Source organism: Agromyces sp. H66 (genome assembly GCF_004959775.1).
Lineage (GTDB): Bacteria > Actinomycetota > Actinomycetes > Actinomycetales > Microbacteriaceae > Agromyces.
Genome location: NZ_SJZG01000016.1, coordinates 60590 through 79824, shown reverse-complemented (window position 1 = coordinate 79824; position 19235 = coordinate 60590). Strand labels below are relative to the sequence as shown.

The following is a 19235-nucleotide window of genomic DNA, read 5'->3' as shown; positions in this document are numbered from 1 at the left end:
CACCCATCGACCGAATCAACAACGGTCGAGGTCAGTACACCTAGATCCGCTCCGGCATCGGAATCGGCACCTCGGGCTCGCCTTGCTAGTGTGAGGCGGGTGACGATACGGGTCGCCGTGGCCGGAGCCACGGGCAGGATGGGACGGTTGGCGATTCGGCTCATCGGCGAGGCCGACGACCTCGAGCTGCATGCCGCGCTCAACTCCCGGTCGAGCCTCGACGAGATGCTCGGCGCGGATGTCGTGCTCGACGTCACCCACCCGGCCGCCAGCGCCGCCATCGTCGAGTTCGCGACCGGTTCCGGCATCCCGATCGTCGTCGGCACCTCGGGCTGGTCGAGCGAGCGCGTCGCCGAGATATCCCAGTTCGTGCGCGGGCACGACGACGCCGGGCCCGTGCTGTTCGTCCCCAACTTCTCGATCGGCAGCGTGCTGGGCACCGCCTTCGCCGCGCTCGCCGCGCCGTTCTTCGACTCGATCGAGATCGTCGAGGCGCACCACGCCGGCAAGGTCGACTCGCCGTCCGGCACCGCCGTGCGCACGGCCGAGCTCATCGGCGAGGCGCGCGGCGACGCGGGACCCGTGGCCGCTCCGCACGCCGACCAGCGGGCCAGGGGCCAGCTGGTGTCGGGGGTGCCCGTGCACAGCCTGCGGCTCTCGGGCATCAGCGCCGAGCAGCGCGTGATCATGGGCGGCGAGGGCGAGACGCTCACGATCTCGCACTCCACGGGCTCCCAGTCCGCGTACGAACAGGGCATCCTCCTCGCCCTCCGCCGGGCGCCCGAGTCGACCGGCGTCGTCGTCGGGCTCGACGCGCTGCTCGACCTGGGAATTCCCGGCTCCGCCGCATGAGCGCCAGGGCCGGGGCCATCCTGATGGCGGTGCTGCTCGCGCTCTACATCGCGCTCGTGGGCTGGCGGGCCGTGCAGTTCCTCGCCACCGGCGAGCCCGTCGCGATCGCCATGGGCCTGGCGCTCATCGTGCTGCCGCTCATCGCGGCGTGGGCCCTCTGGCGCGAACTCATGTTCGGGGTCCGCTCGCAGGCGCTCGTGCGCCGACTCGAGGCGGAGGGCGGGCTCGAACTCGGTATTCCCCTGACCCCGAGCGGACGTCCCGAGCGGGCGGCGGCGGATGTCGCATTCCCCGGGTTCCGGTCCGCGGCCGAGGCCGAGCCCGAATCGTGGCGAGCGTGGTTGCGCCTCGGCCTTGCCTACGACGCGGCGGGCGACCGCCGCCGGGCACGTGCCGCCGTGCGTCGGGCGATCACGCTGGAGCGCTCGGAGCGTTCGGGGCACTCGGAGCGCCCCGAGCACTGAGCATCGCGTCGAGCGCGGACTCGACGTTCACGTGCGTGAAGCGGAACCCGTCGTCGATCAGCCGCTGCGGACGCACCTTCTGGCTCGAGAGCAGCAGCTCGTCGGCCGCGCGCCCGAGGGCGAGCCCGAGGATGCGCTCGGGCACCGCGAACGTGTACGGCCGATGCATCCGCTCGGCCATCGCGTTCATGACGCGGTCGGCGGTCGCGGGCGTCGGGCCGGCGAGGTTCACGGGGCCCGAGAGCCGGGACCCGAGCAGGTGCACGATCGCGGCCACCTCGTCGTCGAGCGAGATCCACGGCCAGTGCTGTCCGCCCGTGCCGAGTCGGGTCGAGAGCCCGAGGCGGGTGAGCGTGCTGACCACCTGCAACGCCCCGCCGTGGCCGACGACGATACCGGTGCGCAGGAGGGCGGTGCGGGTCTCGTGCGGGGCGAGGGCCGCCGCCGTCTCCCAGCGCTGCACGACCTCGGGGAGGAAGCCGGTGCCGGCGGTGGAGAACTCGGTGAGCAGCTCGCCCGGACGATCGCCGTAGAAGCCCACCGCCGACCCGCTGAGGAACACGGGCGGCGGGCGTTTCGCCTTGCGCATGGCGTCGGTGAGGGTGCGCGTCGCGGTGACCCGCGAGTCGATGATCTCGCCGCGGTAGCGCTTCGTCCACGGCAGCCGCGAGAGCGACGCGCCCGAGAGGTTCACGACCGCGTCGACCCGGTCCATGACCGTGAAGTCGATGATGCCCGAGCCGGGCGACCACGAGGCCTCCTCGGGTCCCTGCGCGCGGCGGCGCACGAGTCGCACCACCTCATGGCCTTCGGCCGTGAGTCGTTCGACGAGCGCGGTCCCGATGAAGCCGGACGCGCCGGCGATGAGCACCCGCACGTCAGGCGAGCTCGGCTTCGATCGTGATCGGGATGGCGAGGGCCTGCGAGATGGGGCAGTTCTCCTTGGCGCCGTCGGCGAACGCCTCGAACTCCTCCTCGGTGATGCCCGGGACGCGGGCGCTCACCAGCAGGTGGCTGCCGAGCACGCCCTTGCCGGCCTCGAAGGTCACCGCCGCGGTCGTCTGGATGCTCTCGGCGGGGTGGCCGGCCTGCGCGAGCGCGAGCGAGAGCGCCATCGAGAAGCACGACGAATGCGCCGCCGCGAGCATCTCCTCGGGGTTCGTCGTGTTCGCGACGCCCTCGGACCGGGCCTTCCAGTTCACGGGATACGTTGCGAGTCCCGAGGAGTCGAGGGTCAGGTCGCCCGACCCTTCGAAGAGCGTCCCCCTCCAGATGGTCGTCGCTTCGCTGGTGAGTGCCATGGGTGATCCTCCTCCTCGAGCCGGATCACCAGCCTAGCCGGGAGGATGCCGCCGCGGTCAGGTCCTGGGGATGACGCGTGCACGCACGAGCAGCAGGTACAGCTGGCATCCGAGGCAGTACCCGAACACGGCGTTCAGGAACGCCGCGAGGAACGCCGCGGCCGCCGCGATCGGCACCGCCGCGGCGACGCCCAGCGCGCCCAGGACGACGCCCACCACCGTGACCGCGAATCCCACCCCCTGCGCGAAGGTCGGCGGACGCGGGTCCTCGAGCTCGGTCGGCGGGCGCAGCCGCGGACGCACGAACGTGCGGAAGACGACCGAGAGCGGGTTCCGGCGGACGCCGGCGACGGCACTCCATCCGAAGACGAGGCAGATCGCCGTGAGCAGGAGCCAGGCGGCGACGTCGGCGCTGCCCACGCCGAGCACGACCGCGACCAGCAGGAGCACCGCCGTGCCGGCGGCCGTGAAACGAGGCGCGCGGGGGTCGATCCCGGCGGGTTCAGGATGCGACATGGGTCCTCCGGGTGAGTCGGTCGAGGTGGTCGTGCACCGCGTCGAGGCGCGGGACGCCGCCGATGCGGGCGCTGGCACGTCCCCGGGCGTCGAGGATGAGGGTCGTCGGCGTCTGCAGCACGCGGAACCGGTCGGCGAGGTCGGCGCGGTGCGTGACGTCGACCTCGACGTGCCGCACCCCGTCGTAGCGCGCCGCGACGCCCGCGAGCTGCCGGGCGGTGCCGGGACACCGGCTGCAGCACACCGTCGAGAACTGCACGAGCGTCGCCGCCGAGCCGAGGGCGTCGGGGCCGAGCTCGAGCGCCGCGGCATCCGTGTCGCCGCGGTCGTCGCCGGCGGGCGTCTCGCGCAGGCGGCCGGTGCGGGCGCGCCAGGCCAGGCCGATCGCCGTTGCGACGGCGGGCAGGCCGAGGCCCGCGGTGATCGCAGGGAGCCAGTCCATGCCGTGATGCTACGTCGCGTCGCGTCGGCGCCCGCCGCGTGTGACGGTGCGTGACGTGCGCGGCGCGCCCGAGGCATCCGCCCGGCCGGCGCCTCGCGCGGGTAGCATCGTCGCGATGGCCGAGACGATTCCCACGCCCTACGAGGACCTCCTGCGCGACGTGCTCGAGCACGGCACCCCCAAGTCCGACCGCACGGGCACCGGCACGCGCAGCGTCTTCGGACGCCAGTTGCGGTTCGACCTCTCGCAGGGCTTCCCGCTCGTCACCACGAAGCGCGTGCACTTCCCGTCGATCGCGTACGAGCTGCTCTGGTTCCTGCGCGGCGAGTCGAACGTGCGCTGGCTGCAGGAGCACGGCGTCACCATCTGGGACGAGTGGGCGGATGCCTCGGGCGAGCTCGGTCCCGTCTACGGCGTGCAGTGGCGCTCCTGGCCGACGCCGTCGGGCGAGACCATCGACCAGATCTCGCAGGTCGTCGACGAGATCCGGCACAACCCCGATTCGCGCCGCCTCATCGTCTCGGCCTGGAACCCGGCCGACATCCCGCGCATGGCGCTCGCGCCGTGCCACGCGTTCTTCCAGTTCTACGTCGCCGACGGGCGCCTGTCGTGCCAGCTGTACCAGCGCAGCGCCGACCTCTTCCTCGGCGTGCCGTTCAACATCGCCTCATACGCGCTGCTCACCCACATGGTCGCCCAGCAGACCGGGCTCGAGGTCGGCGACTTCGTCTGGACCGGCGGCGACTGCCACATCTACGACAACCACGTCGAGCAGGTGACCGAGCAGCTGTCGCGTTCGCCGTATCCCGCGCCGACGCTGCGATTCGCCCGACGACCCGACTCGATCCTCGACTACGCCTTCGAGGACTTCGTCGTCGAGGGCTACCGGCACCACCCGGCGATCCGCGCGGCCGTCGCCGTATGAGCGGCGCGGATGCCTCGAGCCCTGCGGATGCCTCGGGGCCCGAGATCGGGCTGATCTGGGCCGAGGCGCGCGGCGGCGTGATCGGCGCGGGCGGCGGCATGCCGTGGCACGTGCCCGAGGATCTCGCGCACTTCAAGGAGCTCACCGGCGGCTCGCCCGTCGTCATGGGCCGCAAGACCTGGGAATCGCTTCCGGAGCGGTTCCGGCCGCTGCCCGGGCGGCGGAACATCGTGGTGACGCGGCAGCCCGACTGGTCGGCGGAGGGCGCCGAGGCCGCCGGATCGGTCGACGAGGCGCTCGCGCTCGCGGCATCCGATGCCTCCCCGGCGCAGACCATCTGGGTGATCGGCGGCGCCGAGGTCTTCTCCGCGGTCATGGATCGCGCCGACCGGCTCGAGGTCACCGAGCTCGATCTCACGGTCGACGGCGACACCTTCGGCCCCGAGATGGACGGCTCCTGGCAGGTCGCCGACGTCGACCCCGCCGAGGGCTGGCACACGTCGACGAGCGGCATCCGCTACCGCTTCCTCCGCTGCGATCGCGCCTGACCCGCGTCCGGCCCGGCCCGGCCGCCGGCCGCGCCCTGTGGCGGTGCACCCATCCGCTCACTGCACCACTCTGCGGATATCCGATCGGGCGCGCCGAGGGTCAGGGCCGGAAGGCGGCGTGCCCGATCGTATATCCGCAGAAACGGGCGGATGACTCGTCCTCGACAGGTGGCCGAGCGGGGCGAGGTCGCACAGTTCGACCCGCGCTCGCCGACTGCTCGTTCGGGCGGCACAGCATGGCCGCGTGCGCAGCGTGCGGTGGACTCCCGACGACGTCGCGGCGATCTGCAGCGGCCGCGGCGGCGTGATCCGCGCGGGCGAGTTCGCGACCCATGGCGTCGATGCCCGTTCGGTGCGGCGAGCCGTCGCGGCCGGGCGGATCCTGCGCGTTCGTTCGGGCCTCTATGCGGATCCCGGCCTCCCTGGTCCAGTGCGGATCGCCCTCCGACACGGTGGCGTGCTCGCTTGCGTGTCGGTGGCGCGGTCACGCGGGCTCTGGGTGCTGCCGATCGATCAGGTCGTGCACGTCTCACTGCCGCCGAACGGGCACTCGCATCCGCATGATGACTGCACGTGCATTCAGCACTGGAACGCGCTGCAGTTCGACTCGACCGAGGTGTCGCTCGTCGACGCCCTCCTGCAGATTCGCGGATGCCACGGCGAGGACGCGTTCTTCGCCACGCTGGAGTCTGCACTCCACCAGGGAGTGCTCAGTGCGGAGGGTCGAGCGGAGTTGCGTGAGCGGATCACGGAGTCGGCGCGATGGCTCGTGGATCTCGCACGCACGGATTCCGAGAGCGGGTTGGAGTCCCTGCTCAGAGTGCGGTTGCACCGACTCGGGATCTCGCTCCACACGCAGGTCGAGGTCCCCGGGGTGGGCCGCGTCGATTTCGTGCTCGGCGACCGGCTCATCCTCGAAGTCGACGGCGGGCTCGGACACGAAGGCCTCGAGAACCGCCGCAAGGACCTGCTGCGCGACGCGGTCGCCGCCGGCCATGGATTCGACACCCTCCGGTTCGACTACGAGATGGTCGTGCATGATTGGCCGGTCGTCGAGGCGGCCATTCTGGCGAAGCTGGCGCGGGGACTGCATCTCGACCCGTGGGCGGAGCGACTCCGCTCCGCCTGACGGCATCGCTTCGCCGATCGCGGAGCTGCCGACGCGTGGCGTACGAAACAGCGGATATACGATCCGCCACACCGGCGTGACACCGTCGAACGCGGGGTGGCGGATCGTATATCCGCAGAAATGGGCGGGGGCCCGCGCGCGCCGCGGCCGTCGCTCGAACCGATACGCTGGAGGGCGTGGCTCAGGAAAACCCCTTCGGACAGGTGCTCGTCGCGCTCGTCACGCCGATGACGGCGGACGGCGAGGTCGATTGGCCAGGGGTCGAGAAGCACATCGACGACGTGATCCAGGCCGGCGCCGACGGCATCGTGGTCACCGGCACCACGGGCGAGACCTCGACGCTCACCGACCCCGAGAAGATCAGGCTCGTCGAGGTCGGCAAGGATGTCGCCGCGGGGCGCGCGAAGATCATCACGGGCGGCGGCTCCAACGAGACCGCGCACGCCATCGAGCTCTACAAGCACTCCGCGCAGGCGGGCGCCGACGGCATCATGATCGTCACTCCGTACTACAACAAGCCGACGCAGGCCGGCATCCTCACGCACTTCCGGCTCGTGGCCGACGCCACCGACCTGCCGGTCATCCTGTACGACATCCCGGGCCGCACCGGCGTGCCGATCAGGTACGAGACCATCCTGCGCCTCGCGAAGCATCCGAACATCCTCGCCATCAAGGACGCGAAGGGCGACTTCTCCGAGGTGAGCCGGGTGCTCAACCAGACCGACCTGATGTACTTCTCGGGCGACGACGCGAACGTGCTGCCGCACCTGTCGATCGGCGCGACCGGCCTCATCGGCGTCACCGCGAACATCGCGCCCGCCCCGTACCGCACGATGGTCGATGCCGTGAATCGCGGCGATCTCACGGCCGCGACGGCCGAGCACCAACGCCTCGAGCCGCTCGTGCGCGCCGTCATGACCCACGTGCCGGGCACGGTCGCGGCGAAGTACATCCTGCACGGGCTCGGCCGCATCGACAGCCCTCGCGTGCGCCTGCCCCTCGTCGGCCCCGAGGAGTGGGAGGCCGCGCTCATCGAGGACGAGATCGACCTCGTGCAGGGCATCCCCGGCGTCGACTTCCACTACTTCCGCCCCGACCGCAACGCCGCCGCCGGCGGCGCGCTGCCGAAGATCGCGGGCACCACGCGCTGAGGCGCGACGGCGCGACCGCACCACCACGAGACATCCGCGAGGCCCGAGGGCCCGCACGAACTGAACACCGCAACGTGAGGAGGGCCCATGCCCGACGTCGTCATCGATCCCGCTCCGCTCGAACCCGGGACGCTCCGCGTCATCCCCATCGGCGGCCTCGGCGAGGTCGGCCGCAACATGACGAGCTTCGAGATCGACGGCAAGATCCTCATCGTCGACTGCGGCGTGCTCTTCCCCGAGGAGCACCAGCCGGGCGTCGACCTGATCCTGCCCGACTTCGGGTTCCTGCGCGAGCGCCTCGACGACATCGTCGGCGTCGTGCTGACGCACGGCCACGAGGACCACATCGGCTCGGTGCCGTACCTGCTGCGCCTGCGTTCCGACATCCCCCTGATCGGCTCCACGCTGACGCTCGCCCTCGTCGAGGCGAAGCTCAAGGAGCACCGCATCCAGCCGTACAGCCTCACCGTCACCGAGGGCCAGCGTGAGCGCATCGGCCCGTTCGACCTCGAGTTCATCGCCGTGAACCACTCGATCCCCGACGCGCTCGCCGTGGCGATCAAGACCCGTGCGGGCACCGTGCTCGCGACCGGCGACTTCAAGATGGACCAGCTCCCGCTCGACGGGCGACTCACCGACCTGCGCGAGTTCGCGCGCCTCGGCGAGGAGGGCGTCGACCTCTTCATGGTCGATTCCACCAACGCGGATGTCCCGGGCTTCACGCCCCTCGAGCGATCGATCGGTCCCGTGCTCGACGAGGTCATCGCGCGTGCCCCTCGTCGGGTGATCGTGGCGAGCTTCTCCAGCCACGTGCACCGCGTGCAGCAAGTGATGCACGCCGCCCACCAGAACGGCCGGAGGGTCGCGCTCATCGGTCGCAGCATGGTGCGCAACATGACCATCGCGGCGGAACTCGGCTACCTCGAGGTGCCCGAGGGCGTGCTCATCGACTTCAAGAAGGCGGGCGACCTGCCCGACGACCGGATCGTCTACATGTCGACGGGATCGCAGGGCGAGCCGATGGCCGTGCTCAGCCGCATGGCGAACCGCGATCACCAGATCGAGATCGGCGACGGCGACACCGTGATCCTCGCCTCGAGCCTCATCCCGGGCAACGAGAACGCGGTCTATCGCGTGATCGACGGGCTCACGAAGCTCGGCGCCAACGTCGTGCACAAGGGCAACGCCAAGGTGCACGTCTCGGGCCACGCGGCGGCGGGCGAGTTGCTGTACGCCTACAACATCCTGAAGCCGAAGAACGTGATCCCGATGCACGGCGAGTACCGGCATCTCTTCGCGAACGCGACGCTCGCCCAGGACACGGGCATCCCCGAGCGCAACACCTTCATCGGCGAGAACGGCACGGTATACGACCTTCGCGACGGAGAGGTGCGCGTGGTCGGCCAGCTCGACCTCGGATTCGTGTACGTCGACGGCTCGACGGTCGGCGAGATCACCGACGCCGACCTCAAGGATCGTCGCATCCTCGGCGAGGAGGGCTTCATCTCGGTGATCATCGTCGTGGATGCCTCGACGGGCCGCATCATCGTCGGGCCCGAGATCCACGCGCGAGGCTTCGCCGAGGACGACGCCGTCTTCGAGGAGGTGAAGCCGAAGATCTCGGCCGCCCTCAAGGAAGCGGCGCAGAACGGGGTCCGCGACCAGCACGGGCTGCAGCAGATCGTGCGCCGCACGGTCGGCACCTGGGTGAACCGCCGACTGCGCCGTCGCCCGATGCTCGTGCCGCTCGTCATCGAGGCGTAGGCCCCGGACTCGCAGCCCGCGACCTCGCCTGATCGCGGACACTCGCCGCGTCCTGTCGGCATGCGTCCGCGGTCGGCCGTAACGTGGAGGGCATGGCTACGCGCACCAGGTCGAACGGGCGTGCCTCGGGCACGCCCGCCCGCGGCACGGGTGCGAAGGCGACGTCGAAGACGGCCCTCACGAAGAAACTGCCCGCGGCCACGGCGCGGGGCTCGGCCTCGCCGAAAGGCCGGCCCGCGGCATCCGACCGTCCCGGCCTGTTCGTGCGCGCGTGGATGGGCCTCGCGCACCTCACCGGCGGCGCGGCCCGCGCGCTCGGCCCCGAGACGCTCGCGAAGGAGGAACGCCGCGACGGCCTGCCGTTCTTCATCGTGCTGCTGGCCATCGCCGGCGCCGTCGTCGAGTGGTTCTTCATCAACGATCCCATCGCCCAGGCGATGGACTCGTGGACCTTCGGCGGCCTCTTCGGCCGGCTGGCGTTCGCGCTCCCGGTGGTCATGCTGCTCTTCGCCGTGTGGCTGTTCCGGCACCCGAGTTCGGTGCACGACAACACCCGCATCGGCATCGGCATGGGGCTGCTGCTCCTCGCCGTGTCGGGACTCAGCCACCTGTTCGGCGGCCAGCCCGAGCCGCGCGAGGGCATGGCCGTACTCGCGCGCGCGGGCGGCATCCTGGGCTGGATGCTGGCCCAGCCGCTCATCCTGCTGATCACCGAGGTGGGCGCCGCGACCGTCCTCGTCGTGCTCCTCGCCCTGTCGCTGTTGATCATCACGAAGACGCCCCCGAACCGCATCCCGGCGCGGTTCCGCGAGCTGTACGTGTGGCTGTTCGGGGCGCCCGAACCCGACGAGCAGCAGACGGATGCCACGTCGAAGCCGTCTCGGCGCGACCGCCGCAGGTCCGTGCAGACCGAGCTCGACGGCATCGACGGGCCGGGCGACGACGCAGGGGGCGGCGGCCTCGTGCCGTGGTGGCGGCGGAACGCGTCGAACCGCGAGGAGGATCCCGCGTACGAGGCGCCCGGCGTCGAGGGCATCACCGAGGTGTTCGGCGCCGGCTCGGCGGCGGGCAGCTTCGAGTCGCCGATCGAGGGCGTGGCGACCTCGTACGGCACCGAGGTGATCGGCGACCTCGAGCGCGCCGAGACGGCGTTGCAGCGGTTCACGGGCGACGTGCCGCGCGGCGGCACCGGGCTCCGCGGCGACGACGGCGGCGCCGCGAACGTGCTGTCGGTGTTCGACGGTCCGGGCGACGGCGAGTCCGACCCATCGGGCGTGCCGGGCGCGAGCCTCGCGGGCGGCGATGCCGCCGCGGCATCCGAGCCCGAGCGGCCCTACCACCTGCCGGCCGCGTCGACGCTCGCGGCCGGCGCGCCCGCGAAGGCCCGGTCGGCCGTGAACGACGACGTCGTGCGCCAGATCACGGCGGTGCTCGACCAGTTCCAGGTCGACGCGAAGGTCACGGGCTTCTCGCGAGGCCCCACCGTGACCCAGTACGAGATCGAGCTCGGGCCCGGGGTGAAGGTCGAGCGCGTCACGGCGCTGTCGAAGAACCTCGCCTACGCGGTCGCGTCGAACGAGGTGCGCATCCTCTCACCGATCCCGGGCAAGAGCGCGATCGGCGTCGAGATCCCCAACGCCGACCGCGAGACGGTCACGCTCGGCGACGTGCTGCGCTCGGGCGCGGCCGTGAACGCGAAGCACCCCATGACGATCGGCGTCGGCAAGGACGTGGGCGGCGGCTACGTGGTGGCGAACCTCGCGAAGATGCCGCACTTGCTCGTGGCGGGCTCGACCGGCTCGGGCAAGTCGAGCTTCGTGAACTCGATGATCACGAGCCTGCTCATGCGCGCGAAGCCGGCCGACGTGCGCATGGTGCTCATCGACCCGAAGCGCGTCGAGCTCGCGCCGTACGCGGGCGTCCCGCACCTCATCACGCCCATCATCACGAACCCGAAGAAGGCCGCCGAGGCGCTGCAGTGGGTCGTGAAGGAGATGGACATGCGGTACGACGACCTCGCGTCGTTCGGGTTCCGCCACATCGACGACTTCAACAAGGCCGTCGTGAACGACGAGATCGTGCTGCCCGCCGGCAGCGAGCGCCGCCTGAAGCCGTACCCGTACCTGCTCGTGGTCGTCGACGAGCTCGCCGACCTCATGATGGTCGCGCCGCGCGACGTCGAGGACTCGATCGTGCGCATCACCCAGCTCGCGCGCGCCTCGGGCATCCACCTCGTGCTCGCGACGCAGCGGCCGTCGGTCGACGTCGTCACGGGCCTCATCAAGGCGAACGTACCGAGCCGCCTCGCGTTCGCGGTCACGAGCGTCACCGACTCCCGCGTCATCCTCGATCAGCCCGGCGCCGACAAGCTCATCGGCCAGGGAGACGCGCTGTTCCTGCCGATGGGCGCCTCGAAGCCGATCCGCGTGCAGGGCGCGTGGGTGACCGAGGCCGAGATCGAGCGGGTCGTGAAGCACGTCACCCGCCAGGCGCGGCCCGAGTACCGGCAGGATGTCGCGGCCGCGGCCTCGAAGAAGGAGATCGACGCGGACATCGGCGACGACCTCGAGCTGCTGCTCGCGGCCGCCGAGCTCGTGGTGTCGACGCAGTTCGGGTCGACGTCGATGCTCCAGCGCAAGCTGCGGGTGGGCTTCGCGAAGGCGGGCCGGCTCATGGACCTCCTCGAGTCCCGCGAGATCGTCGGCCCGTCGGAGGGGTCGAAGGCGCGCGACGTGCTCGTGACGGCCGAGCAGCTGCCCGGCGTGCTCGCGCGCCTGCGCGGTGAGGAGCCGGCCGGCTCGCCCGCGGCCCCGCCGGCGCGGAGCGCCACGCCCGAGGCGGATGACCGGTACGACGACGACCCCGTCGAACGGCAGACCCACGGGTTGCCCGAGGTCGAGGCGGAGTCCGACGAGGACGCGTGGGGGCTCACCGGCCGCGAGTGACGCGACCGGCGCCGCGAGGGCGGGATCGCGGCCTCGGTGCCCGCTATCCTTGGTCGCATGACCTCTCCCGCCGGCGGCTCCGAGCGATCGGCGAACTGGAATCTGCCGAACGCCATCACCGTCGTCCGCATCCTCATCTCCCCAGTCTTCTTCTGGATGCTGCTCGCCGACGCCGGGCAGGACGGCTGGCTCCGCTGGGTGGCCGCCGTGGTCTTCATCGTCGGCATCTCGACCGACAGCCTCGACGGGTACCTCGCGCGATCGCGCGGGCTCGTGACCGACCTCGGCAAGCTCCTCGACCCGATCGCCGACAAGCTGCTCACGAGCGGCGCCCTCGTGTGCCTCTCGATCCTCGGCGAGCTGCCGTGGTGGGTGACGGCCATCATCGTCGTGCGCGAGGTGGGCATCACGGTCTGGCGGTTCTGGGAGCTCGGGCGCGGCAACGTTGTGCCGGCGTCGTCGGGCGGCAAGCTGAAGACCCTCGTGCAGTCGTTCGCCATCTCGTTCGCGCTCCTTCCGTTCTGGACGATCGTGGGCGACTGGATCCACTGGGTGAATGGCATCCTGATGACGGCTGCCGTCATCCTCACGGTCTGGTCGGGCCTGCTCTACGTGCGCGACGCCGTGCGGCTCGGGCGCGAGCGGCACGAGCACCACGAGGGCTGACATGGGCGAGCGGATGCCGCAGCCGGCCGACCCCGCTGCGGACGTCATCGCCCGCCTCACGCGCCGGGGGCTGCGCCTCGCCGTGGCCGAGTCGCTCACCGGCGGTCTCGTGGTCGCCGAGCTGACCCGGATTCCGGGCGCCTCGCTCGTGGTCAATGGCGGCGTGGTCGCGTACGACACCGACGTGAAGCGCTCGCTCCTCGGCGTGTCGGCCGAACTCCTCGCACGCGAGGGCGCCGTGCATCCCGAGGTCGCCAGGCAGATGGCGGACCGGGTGCGCGCGGTGCTCGCCGTCGACGGCCGGCCAGCGGAGATCGGCATCGCGACGACGGGTGTCGCCGGTCCGACCGAGCAGGACGGCAAGCCCGCCGGCACGGTGTTCGTCGGCGTGGCGTTCGGCGAGGACGTCGAGGCGATCGCCCTCGACCTGCCCGGCGATCGGTCCGAGATCCGCGCGGCGACCGTGCGCGCCGCGATCGAGGCGCTGCTCGATCGGCTCTGAATCATGGCGGTGATCGAGGATGTTCGAGCGCTGGGCGAAGAGCTGGCGGCGCTGGTCGCGAGCCATCCGCACACGTTCCGGATGCCATCGGCGTCGGACCTGCGTTTCAACTGGGTCCACGCAGACCTTGCGTCACTGGAACCCTCCGAGGCGCGGGAGCTCGTCTTCGACGCGTGGCGCATGGTCGTCCCTGCGAAGCTCTCGCGCGCCTACGACCTCGCGCATCCCGCCGGCCCGGGCTGACCCGGCTGTGCGCACCTGCACCCACCGGCCTTCGGTGCGTCCGGCCTCAGCGCACGGGAGCACGGTACCGGTGCTCGGGCCGCCCCGCCGAGCCGTACCGGGGCGCCACCTCGGCAGCGCCCGTCGCCACGAGGTGCTCGAGGTAACGGCGAGCGCTCACGCGGCTCATCCCGAGCGATTCGGCGATCTCCGCGGCCGAGGCATCCGTGCGGCACGCGCCGAGCTGCGCCGCGACCCGTTCCAGGCTCACGGCCGACAGCCCCTTCGGCAGCGTCGCGCGGCGCGACGCGACGGCACCGAGCACCTGGTCGACGGCGTGCTGGTCCAGCGTCGTGCCGGGCGCCAGGCGGTCGGCGGCGATGCCGCGTCGCACCTCCTCGAGCCGTTCGCCGAGGCTCGCGCCCGAGAACGGCTTCACGAGGTAGTGCCGCACGCCGAGGAGCCTCGCCCGTCGTACGGTGTCGAGGTCGCGGGCGGCCGTCACCGCGATGACCTCGACGTCATCGCCGGCGGCCCGCAGGCGTCGCAGCGCGTCGAGGCCGCCGAGGTCGGGGAGGTACACGTCGAGCAGCACGAGCTGAGGGCGGTGCAGCTCGATGGCGGCCAGGGCGTCGGCGCCCGTGTGCGCCTCGGCGACCACCGTGAAGCCGGGCTGCGCGTCGACGAAGGCCCGGTTCACGTGCGCGACGGCGAAGTCGTCGTCGACGACGACCACCCGGATCTCGCTCACGGCGGCGTGCCGATCGTCTCGGCCGGTGCACTGATCGGGGCGGACGCCCAGGGCAGGCGCACCGTGAATCGCGCGCCGCCGGCGGGGGAGACGCCGGCGATGGCCGATCCGCCGAGCCTGGTCGCCACGCGTTTCACGATCGTCAGGCCGATGCCGCGGCGGGGCTTGCCCGGCGTGGCCGACTTGCCGCTCACGTTCGGCTCGAACACGGCGTCGCGGAGCTCCTCGGCGACGCCGGGGCCGTCGTCGTCGACCGTCACGACGACGACGCCGGGATCGAGGTCGTCGCGGATCGAGAGGATGACCCGGCCGCCGAGTGCGCAGGCCTCGATCGCGTTGTCGAGCAGGTTGCCGACCACGGTCAGCAGGTCCGTGCGGGGAACGTCGCCGTGGGCCGCGTCGAGGTGCGAGTCGGGATCGAGTTCGAGGGCGACACCCAGCTCCAGGGCACGCGACCGCTTCGCGAGCACGAGTGCGGCGGCCTCGACGTCGGCGATCCCGTCGCGCTCGTCGAGCGACGACAGGGCGCCGCCGCTGCCCACCCGCTCGATGAAGGCGATGGCCGCGTCGACGTGCCCCAGCTCGAGCAGTCCGCTCACCACGTGGAGCTTGTTCGAGAATTCGTGCGACTGCGCGCGCAGTCCCTCGGCGAGCCCCTGCGCGCCCTCCAGCTCACGGAGCATCGTCTCGAGCTCCGTGCGATCGCGGAGGATCGCGATCGAGCCGACCTCGCGACCGTCGACGCTCACGCGGTCGCCGTGCACGAGCAGCACCCGCTCGCCCGAGAGCACCGGCGTCTCCCGGTCCTCGCCCGACGCGATGAAGCGCGCGAGCTCGTGGTCGAGCACCGACTCGATCGGGGCGCCGAGCACCGCGTCGGGGTCCCCGACGTCGAGGAGGCGCGCCGCCGCGTCGTTCATCAGCACCAGGCGGCCGGTGTCGTCGACCGCGACGAGCCCCTCGCGGATGCCGTGCAGCATCGCCTCGCGCGTCTCGAGCATCGCGCGGATCTCGTCGGGCTCGAGGCCGTAGATCCGGCGGCGGATGACCCGTCCGATCCAGGCCGACCCGACGACGCCGACGACCGCGGCCACGACGAGTGCCGCGAGCAGGCCCCACAGCCCGCTGAGGAAGTCCTCACGCAACTCCGACTCGAGGATCCCGACCGACACCTGGCCCATGACCTCCCGGTCGGGGCCGAAGATCGGCACCTTCACCCGCCAGGACTCGCCGAGGGTTCCGGTCTGCGTGCCGACGTAGATCCGCCCCGACAGGGGGATGGTCGGGTCGGTCGACACCTCTTCGCCGATGCGGTCGGGGTTCGGGTGGGAGTATCGGATTCCCCGATCGTTCGCCACGACGACGTACGTGACGTCCGACGCCTCCCTGATCGTCTCGGCCACCGGCTGGATCGTGGCCGACGGGTCGACGTCGTCGAACGCGTCGAGGATGACGGGCAGCCCCGCGACCGACTGCGCGACGGCGATCATGCGCTCCTGGTACGCCTCGCGCAGCTGCTGTTCCTGCAGCCACATGGCGGTGAGCCCGGTGCCGACGACCGTGGTGAGCACGATGGCGACCTGCAGCAGCAGCAGCTGCATGCCAAGCGTCATCGACCGGCCCACCCGTCCAGTGTGACGCACCCGATCGTGCACGGGGCATCCGGGACCGTGACCAATACGACCGAATCGACCGAAACGACCAGTACGACCCTTACGACCGCAGCATTCCCCGTGGGCGACGGCGGCCATAGCGTCGGGCCGACATCGATCGTCCGCCCGGCGACATCGCCGGGCACTCGAGGAGGAGAACGTTGCGATCACACAGCAGGCCGAGCACGTCGGCCGGAACCCACGCCCCGACCCGGAAGGCGACCCGAGGCGCCCTCGCGGCCGTCGGCATCGCCGCGATGCTCGGCCTCGCGGCCTGCGGCTCGCCGGCGGGCGGCACCGACGGCGAGGCGGATGCCGCTGCAGCATCCCTCGACGCCGTGCACCTCATCGCGCCGGCCGATCCGGGCGGCGGGTGGGACCAGACCGCTCGGGCGCTCGCCCAGGTGCTCACCGACGAGGGCCTCGTCGGCTCGGCGCCCGTCGAGAACGTCGGCGGCGCCGGCGGCACGGTCGGCCTCGCGGCGCTCGCGAACGAGAAGGACCCGGCCACCCTCATGGTGACGGGCCTGGTCATGGTCGGCGCCGTCGAGACGAACGCCTCGGCCGTGCGCATCGAGGACATGACCCCGATCGCCAGGCTCACCGAGGAGGCGCTCGTGCTCGTCGTGCCGGCGTCGTCGCCGTACGAGTCCACCGAGGACCTCGTCGACGCGATCGTCGAGCAGGGCGCGGCGATCTCGGTCACCGGCGGATCGGCGGGCGGCGCCGACCACATCCTCGCGGGCATGCTGCTCACCGAGGCCGGCGTCGACCCCGCCGACATCCCGTCGACGCTCAACTACATCCCGAACTCCGGCGGCGGCGAGGCCGTCACCATGCTCCTCGGCAACACCGTGCAGGCGGGCATCTCGGGCGTGGGCGAGTTCGTCGAGCAGATCGAGGCGGGCGAGCTGCGCGCGCTCGCCGTGTCGTCGCCCGAGCCAGTCGAGCTCCTTCCCGACGTCCCCACGCTCATCGACGAGGGCTACGACGTCGAGCTCACCAACTGGCGCGGGCTCCTCGCGCCGGGCGGCATCTCCGACGCCGACGTCGAGGCGCTCACGGCCCTCGTGACCGACCTGCACGGCACCGCGGCGTGGGCGGACACGCTCGAGGAAAAGGGCTGGGCCGACGCGTTCCTCACGGGCGACGAGTTCCGCACGTTCCTCGACGCCGACATCGTCGCGGTGATGGAGACGTTGCAGTCCATCGGCCTGGTGGAACCGTGACCGAGTCCGCACCGGCTCCCCTCGACGCGCAGGCGTCGGGGGGAGCCCCGCCTCGGGGCACGCGCGCACCCGTCGGGGAATACGCGTTCGCCGCCGTCTGCGCGGCGCTCGGCGTCTACGCGATCATCGGCGCGGGATTCATCAGGGTGCCGCCGGGATCGGCGAGCGTGCTCGGCCCGCGCGTCTTCCCCTACGCCGTCGGCGTGCTGCTGGTCGCGGCATCCGTCGCCGTCATCGTGCAGGTCGCACGGGGGCGCCGGGGGGTGCCCGACGACGGCGAAGACGTCGATCCGGATGCCCCGACCGACTGGCTCACCGTGGCGAAGCTCGTCGCCTTCTTCCTGACCCAGCTCGTGCTCATCGAGTGGGCAGGCTGGCCCATCGGGGTGGCTGTGCTCTTCGCGGGCGCGGCGTGGTCGCTCGGCGCGAAGCGCTGGTGGGTCGCCGTGCTCGCCGGGCTCGGACTCGGGCTCGTGACGCAACTCGTCTTCGGCGCCTGGCTGGGTCTCTCGCTGCCCGCGGGCCCGCTCCTCGACTGGATCCCGATCTTCCATGGATAGCCTCACCGCACTGCTCGAGGGCTTCGCCACCGCGCTGCAGCCCCAATACCTCCTCTACGCCCTGTTCGGCGTGTTCATCGGCACGGCCGTGGGCGTGCTGCCCGGCATCGGGCCGGCCATGACCGTGGCCCTGCTCCTGCCGCTCACCTACTCGCTCGACCCGACCGGGGCGCTCATCGTGTTCGCCGGCATCTACTACGGCGGCATGTACGGCGGGTCGACGACCTCCATCCTCCTGAACACGCCGGGGGAGTCCGCCTCCATCGTGACCGCGCTCGAGGGCAACCGCATGGCCAAGACCGGCCGCGGCGCCGCGGCCCTCGCCACCGCCGCCATCGGCTCGTTCGTCGCCGGCACGGCGGCGACGCTGGCCCTCACCTTCCTGGCGCCGGGCATCGCGCGGCTCGCGGTGCAGCTCGGTCCGGCCGATTACTTCGCGCTCATCGTCGTGGCGTTCCTCACGGTCGGGGCGCTCCTCGGCTCGAGCGTGCCGCGCGGGCTCGCCTCGCTCGGCCTCGGGCTGCTCCTCGGCCTCGTCGGCACCGAGGTGCTCTCGGGGCAGCAGCGCTACACGTTCGGCGTGCCGAGCCTCGCCGACGGCATCGACGTCGTCATCATCGCCGTCGGGCTCTTCGCCCTCGGCGAGACGCTGTACGTGGCCTCGCGGCTCCGGCACGGGCCCGTGCGCGTCATCCCCGTCACCCGCGGCTGGCGTACGTGGATGAGCCGGCGGGACTGGTCGCGGTCGTGGCGGCCCTGGTTGCGCGGCACGGCCATCGGCTTCCCGATCGGCACGATCCCCGCGGGCGGGGCGGATGTCGCGACCTTCCTCTCCTACGCCACGGAGCGCAAGCTCGCCCGCGGCGAGGCCAAGGGCGAGTTCGGCCGCGGGGCGATCGAGGGCGTGGCCGGACCCGAGGCCGCGAACAACGCCGCCGCCGCGGGCGTGCTCGTGCCGCTGCTGACCCTCGGGCTGCCGACGACCGCGACGGCGGCGATCATCATCTCGGCGTTCCAGTCCTACGGCATCCGGCCAGGGCCCATGCTCTTCGAGAACCAGTCGGGCCTCGTGTGGGCGCTCATCGCGAGCCTCTACCTCGGCAACGTCATGCTCCTCGTGCTCAACCTCCCGCTCGTGGGCATGTGGGTGAAGGTGCTGCGGATCCCGCGCCCGTACCTCTACGCGGGAATCCTCGCGTTCGCGGGGCTCGGCGCCTACGCGCTCCACTTCAACGTGCTCGACACGCTCACCCTGCTCGTCGTCGGGGTGGTCGGGTTCCTCATGCGGCGCTACGGCTACCCCGTCGCGCCCATGGTCGTCGGCGGCATCCTCGGGCCGATGGCGGAGGAGCAGCTGCGCAAGTCGATGGCGATCAGCCAGGGCGACCTGTCGTACCTCGTGCACAGCCCCTTCGCGATCGTCGCCTACTCGACGCTGGCGGTCATCGTCGGACTGGGAATGTGGCTGAAGCGGCGGAAGGCCCGGCTCGAGGCATCCGCTCCCTTCCCGGCCGAGCAGCCCGCCCAGGACGCGGAGCGCGTGGAATAACGATCGTGAACACCCTGTTACACGTGGCAGGTTCACACGAAAGCCCCAGTGTGCAACGCTAGATTGG

20 protein-coding genes are annotated in these 19235 nt (G+C 71.6%); 14 read left to right on the top strand and 6 right to left on the bottom strand.

Annotation, left to right across the window (positions count from 1 at the left end; genetic code table 11):
* The first annotated feature begins 90 nt into the window (after positions 1-90).
* On the top strand, positions 91-852 hold the full coding sequence (gene dapB / locus EZM51_RS19115; RefSeq protein ID WP_349236076.1) for a 4-hydroxy-tetrahydrodipicolinate reductase: 762 nt from the start codon (positions 91-93) through the stop codon (positions 850-852).
* On the top strand, positions 849-1316 hold the full coding sequence (locus tag EZM51_RS19110; RefSeq protein ID WP_136709900.1) for a hypothetical protein: 468 nt from the start codon (positions 849-851) through the stop codon (positions 1314-1316). Before dapB ends, EZM51_RS19110 begins: the two co-directional genes overlap by 4 nt.
* On the opposite strand, the gene EZM51_RS19105 is transcribed toward EZM51_RS19110, so the two are convergent.
* The 4 genes from EZM51_RS19105 to EZM51_RS19090 are packed head-to-tail and all read right to left on the bottom strand — an operon-like array spanning position 1264 to position 3575.
* The gene (locus EZM51_RS19105; RefSeq protein ID WP_136709899.1) at positions 1264-2193 is read right to left on the bottom strand and encodes a TIGR01777 family oxidoreductase; all 930 of its coding nucleotides are present in this window, start codon (positions 2191-2193) and stop codon (positions 1264-1266) included. The two genes, EZM51_RS19110 and EZM51_RS19105, sit on opposite strands and share 53 nt — an antisense overlap.
* 1 nt (position 2194) lies before the next feature.
* Entirely contained in the window at positions 2195-2617 is a 423-nt protein-coding gene (locus EZM51_RS19100; RefSeq protein WP_136709898.1) for an OsmC family peroxiredoxin, read from the bottom strand.
* A 57-nt stretch (positions 2618-2674) separates the two neighbouring features.
* Entirely contained in the window at positions 2675-3133 is a 459-nt protein-coding gene (locus tag EZM51_RS19095; RefSeq protein ID WP_136709897.1) for a DUF4395 domain-containing protein, read from the bottom strand.
* On the bottom strand, positions 3120-3575 hold the full coding sequence (locus EZM51_RS19090; RefSeq protein ID WP_136709896.1) for a thioredoxin domain-containing protein: 456 nt from the start codon (positions 3573-3575) through the stop codon (positions 3120-3122). The genes EZM51_RS19095 and EZM51_RS19090 overlap by 14 nt, the downstream gene beginning before the upstream one ends.
* Before the next feature lie 115 nt (positions 3576-3690).
* Here EZM51_RS19090 and EZM51_RS19085 point away from each other — a divergent pair, with 115 nt between their 5' ends.
* The 9 genes from EZM51_RS19085 to EZM51_RS19045 all read left to right on the top strand — a co-directional run bounded on the left by EZM51_RS19085 (position 3691) and on the right by EZM51_RS19045 (position 13448).
* Complete coding sequence (locus tag EZM51_RS19085; RefSeq protein ID WP_136709895.1) at positions 3691-4500, top strand: thymidylate synthase; 810 nt, start codon at positions 3691-3693, stop codon at positions 4498-4500.
* On the top strand, positions 4497-5048 hold the full coding sequence (locus EZM51_RS19080) for a dihydrofolate reductase (RefSeq protein WP_136709894.1): 552 nt from the start codon (positions 4497-4499) through the stop codon (positions 5046-5048). Before EZM51_RS19085 ends, EZM51_RS19080 begins: the two co-directional genes overlap by 4 nt.
* A 244-nt stretch (positions 5049-5292) precedes the next feature.
* Positions 5293-6177, top strand: a complete 885-nt coding sequence (locus EZM51_RS19075) for a type IV toxin-antitoxin system AbiEi family antitoxin domain-containing protein (RefSeq protein ID WP_169053990.1) — start codon at positions 5293-5295, stop codon at positions 6175-6177.
* Positions 6178-6353: 176 nt separating this feature from the next.
* The gene (gene dapA, locus EZM51_RS19070; protein WP_136709893.1) at positions 6354-7328 is read left to right on the top strand and encodes a 4-hydroxy-tetrahydrodipicolinate synthase; all 975 of its coding nucleotides are present in this window, start codon (positions 6354-6356) and stop codon (positions 7326-7328) included.
* 87 nt (positions 7329-7415) lie between these two features.
* The gene (locus EZM51_RS19065; RefSeq protein ID WP_136709892.1) at positions 7416-9092 is read left to right on the top strand and encodes a ribonuclease J; all 1677 of its coding nucleotides are present in this window, start codon (positions 7416-7418) and stop codon (positions 9090-9092) included.
* Between the two features lie 92 nt (positions 9093-9184).
* Complete coding sequence (locus EZM51_RS19060) at positions 9185-12037, top strand: DNA translocase FtsK (RefSeq protein ID WP_136709891.1); 2853 nt, start codon at positions 9185-9187, stop codon at positions 12035-12037.
* A 57-nt stretch (positions 12038-12094) separates the two neighbouring features.
* The gene (gene pgsA, locus EZM51_RS19055) at positions 12095-12703 is read left to right on the top strand and encodes a CDP-diacylglycerol--glycerol-3-phosphate 3-phosphatidyltransferase (RefSeq protein WP_136709890.1); all 609 of its coding nucleotides are present in this window, start codon (positions 12095-12097) and stop codon (positions 12701-12703) included.
* Position 12704: 1 nt separating this feature from the next.
* Positions 12705-13205 carry a CinA family protein gene (locus EZM51_RS19050; RefSeq protein ID WP_248305744.1) on the top strand — a complete coding sequence of 167 codons (501 nt, stop codon included), beginning with the start codon at positions 12705-12707 and terminating at the stop codon, positions 13203-13205.
* Positions 13206-13208: 3 nt separating this feature from the next.
* Positions 13209-13448: a hypothetical protein gene (locus EZM51_RS19045; protein ID WP_136709889.1), complete on the top strand. Its 240-nt coding sequence runs from the start codon at positions 13209-13211 to the stop codon at positions 13446-13448.
* A 46-nt stretch (positions 13449-13494) separates the two neighbouring features.
* On the opposite strand, the gene EZM51_RS19040 is transcribed toward EZM51_RS19045, so the two are convergent.
* The gene (locus EZM51_RS19040) at positions 13495-14178 is read right to left on the bottom strand and encodes a response regulator (protein ID WP_211195990.1); all 684 of its coding nucleotides are present in this window, start codon (positions 14176-14178) and stop codon (positions 13495-13497) included.
* The gene (locus EZM51_RS19035) at positions 14175-15803 is read right to left on the bottom strand and encodes a sensor histidine kinase (protein WP_248305743.1); all 1629 of its coding nucleotides are present in this window, start codon (positions 15801-15803) and stop codon (positions 14175-14177) included. Before EZM51_RS19035 ends, EZM51_RS19040 begins: the two co-directional genes overlap by 4 nt.
* 188 nt (positions 15804-15991) lie before the next feature.
* On the opposite strand from EZM51_RS19035, the gene EZM51_RS19030 reads away from it, so the two are divergent.
* Genes EZM51_RS19030 through EZM51_RS19020 form a run of 3 tightly spaced genes read left to right on the top strand, consistent with a single transcriptional unit; the run spans position 15992 to position 19168 of the window.
* Positions 15992-17059 (top strand): tripartite tricarboxylate transporter substrate binding protein, encoded by a 1068-nt coding sequence (locus EZM51_RS19030; protein ID WP_248305742.1) that lies wholly within the window; start codon positions 15992-15994, stop codon positions 17057-17059.
* Positions 17056-17619 carry a tripartite tricarboxylate transporter TctB family protein gene (locus EZM51_RS19025; RefSeq protein ID WP_136709888.1) on the top strand — a complete coding sequence of 188 codons (564 nt, stop codon included), beginning with the start codon at positions 17056-17058 and terminating at the stop codon, positions 17617-17619. Before EZM51_RS19030 ends, EZM51_RS19025 begins: the two co-directional genes overlap by 4 nt.
* A complete protein-coding gene (locus EZM51_RS19020; RefSeq protein ID WP_136709887.1) occupies positions 17612-19168 on the top strand; it encodes a tripartite tricarboxylate transporter permease in 1557 nt (518 codons plus the stop codon). Before EZM51_RS19025 ends, EZM51_RS19020 begins: the two co-directional genes overlap by 8 nt.
* Positions 19169-19235: the final 67 nt, after the last annotated feature.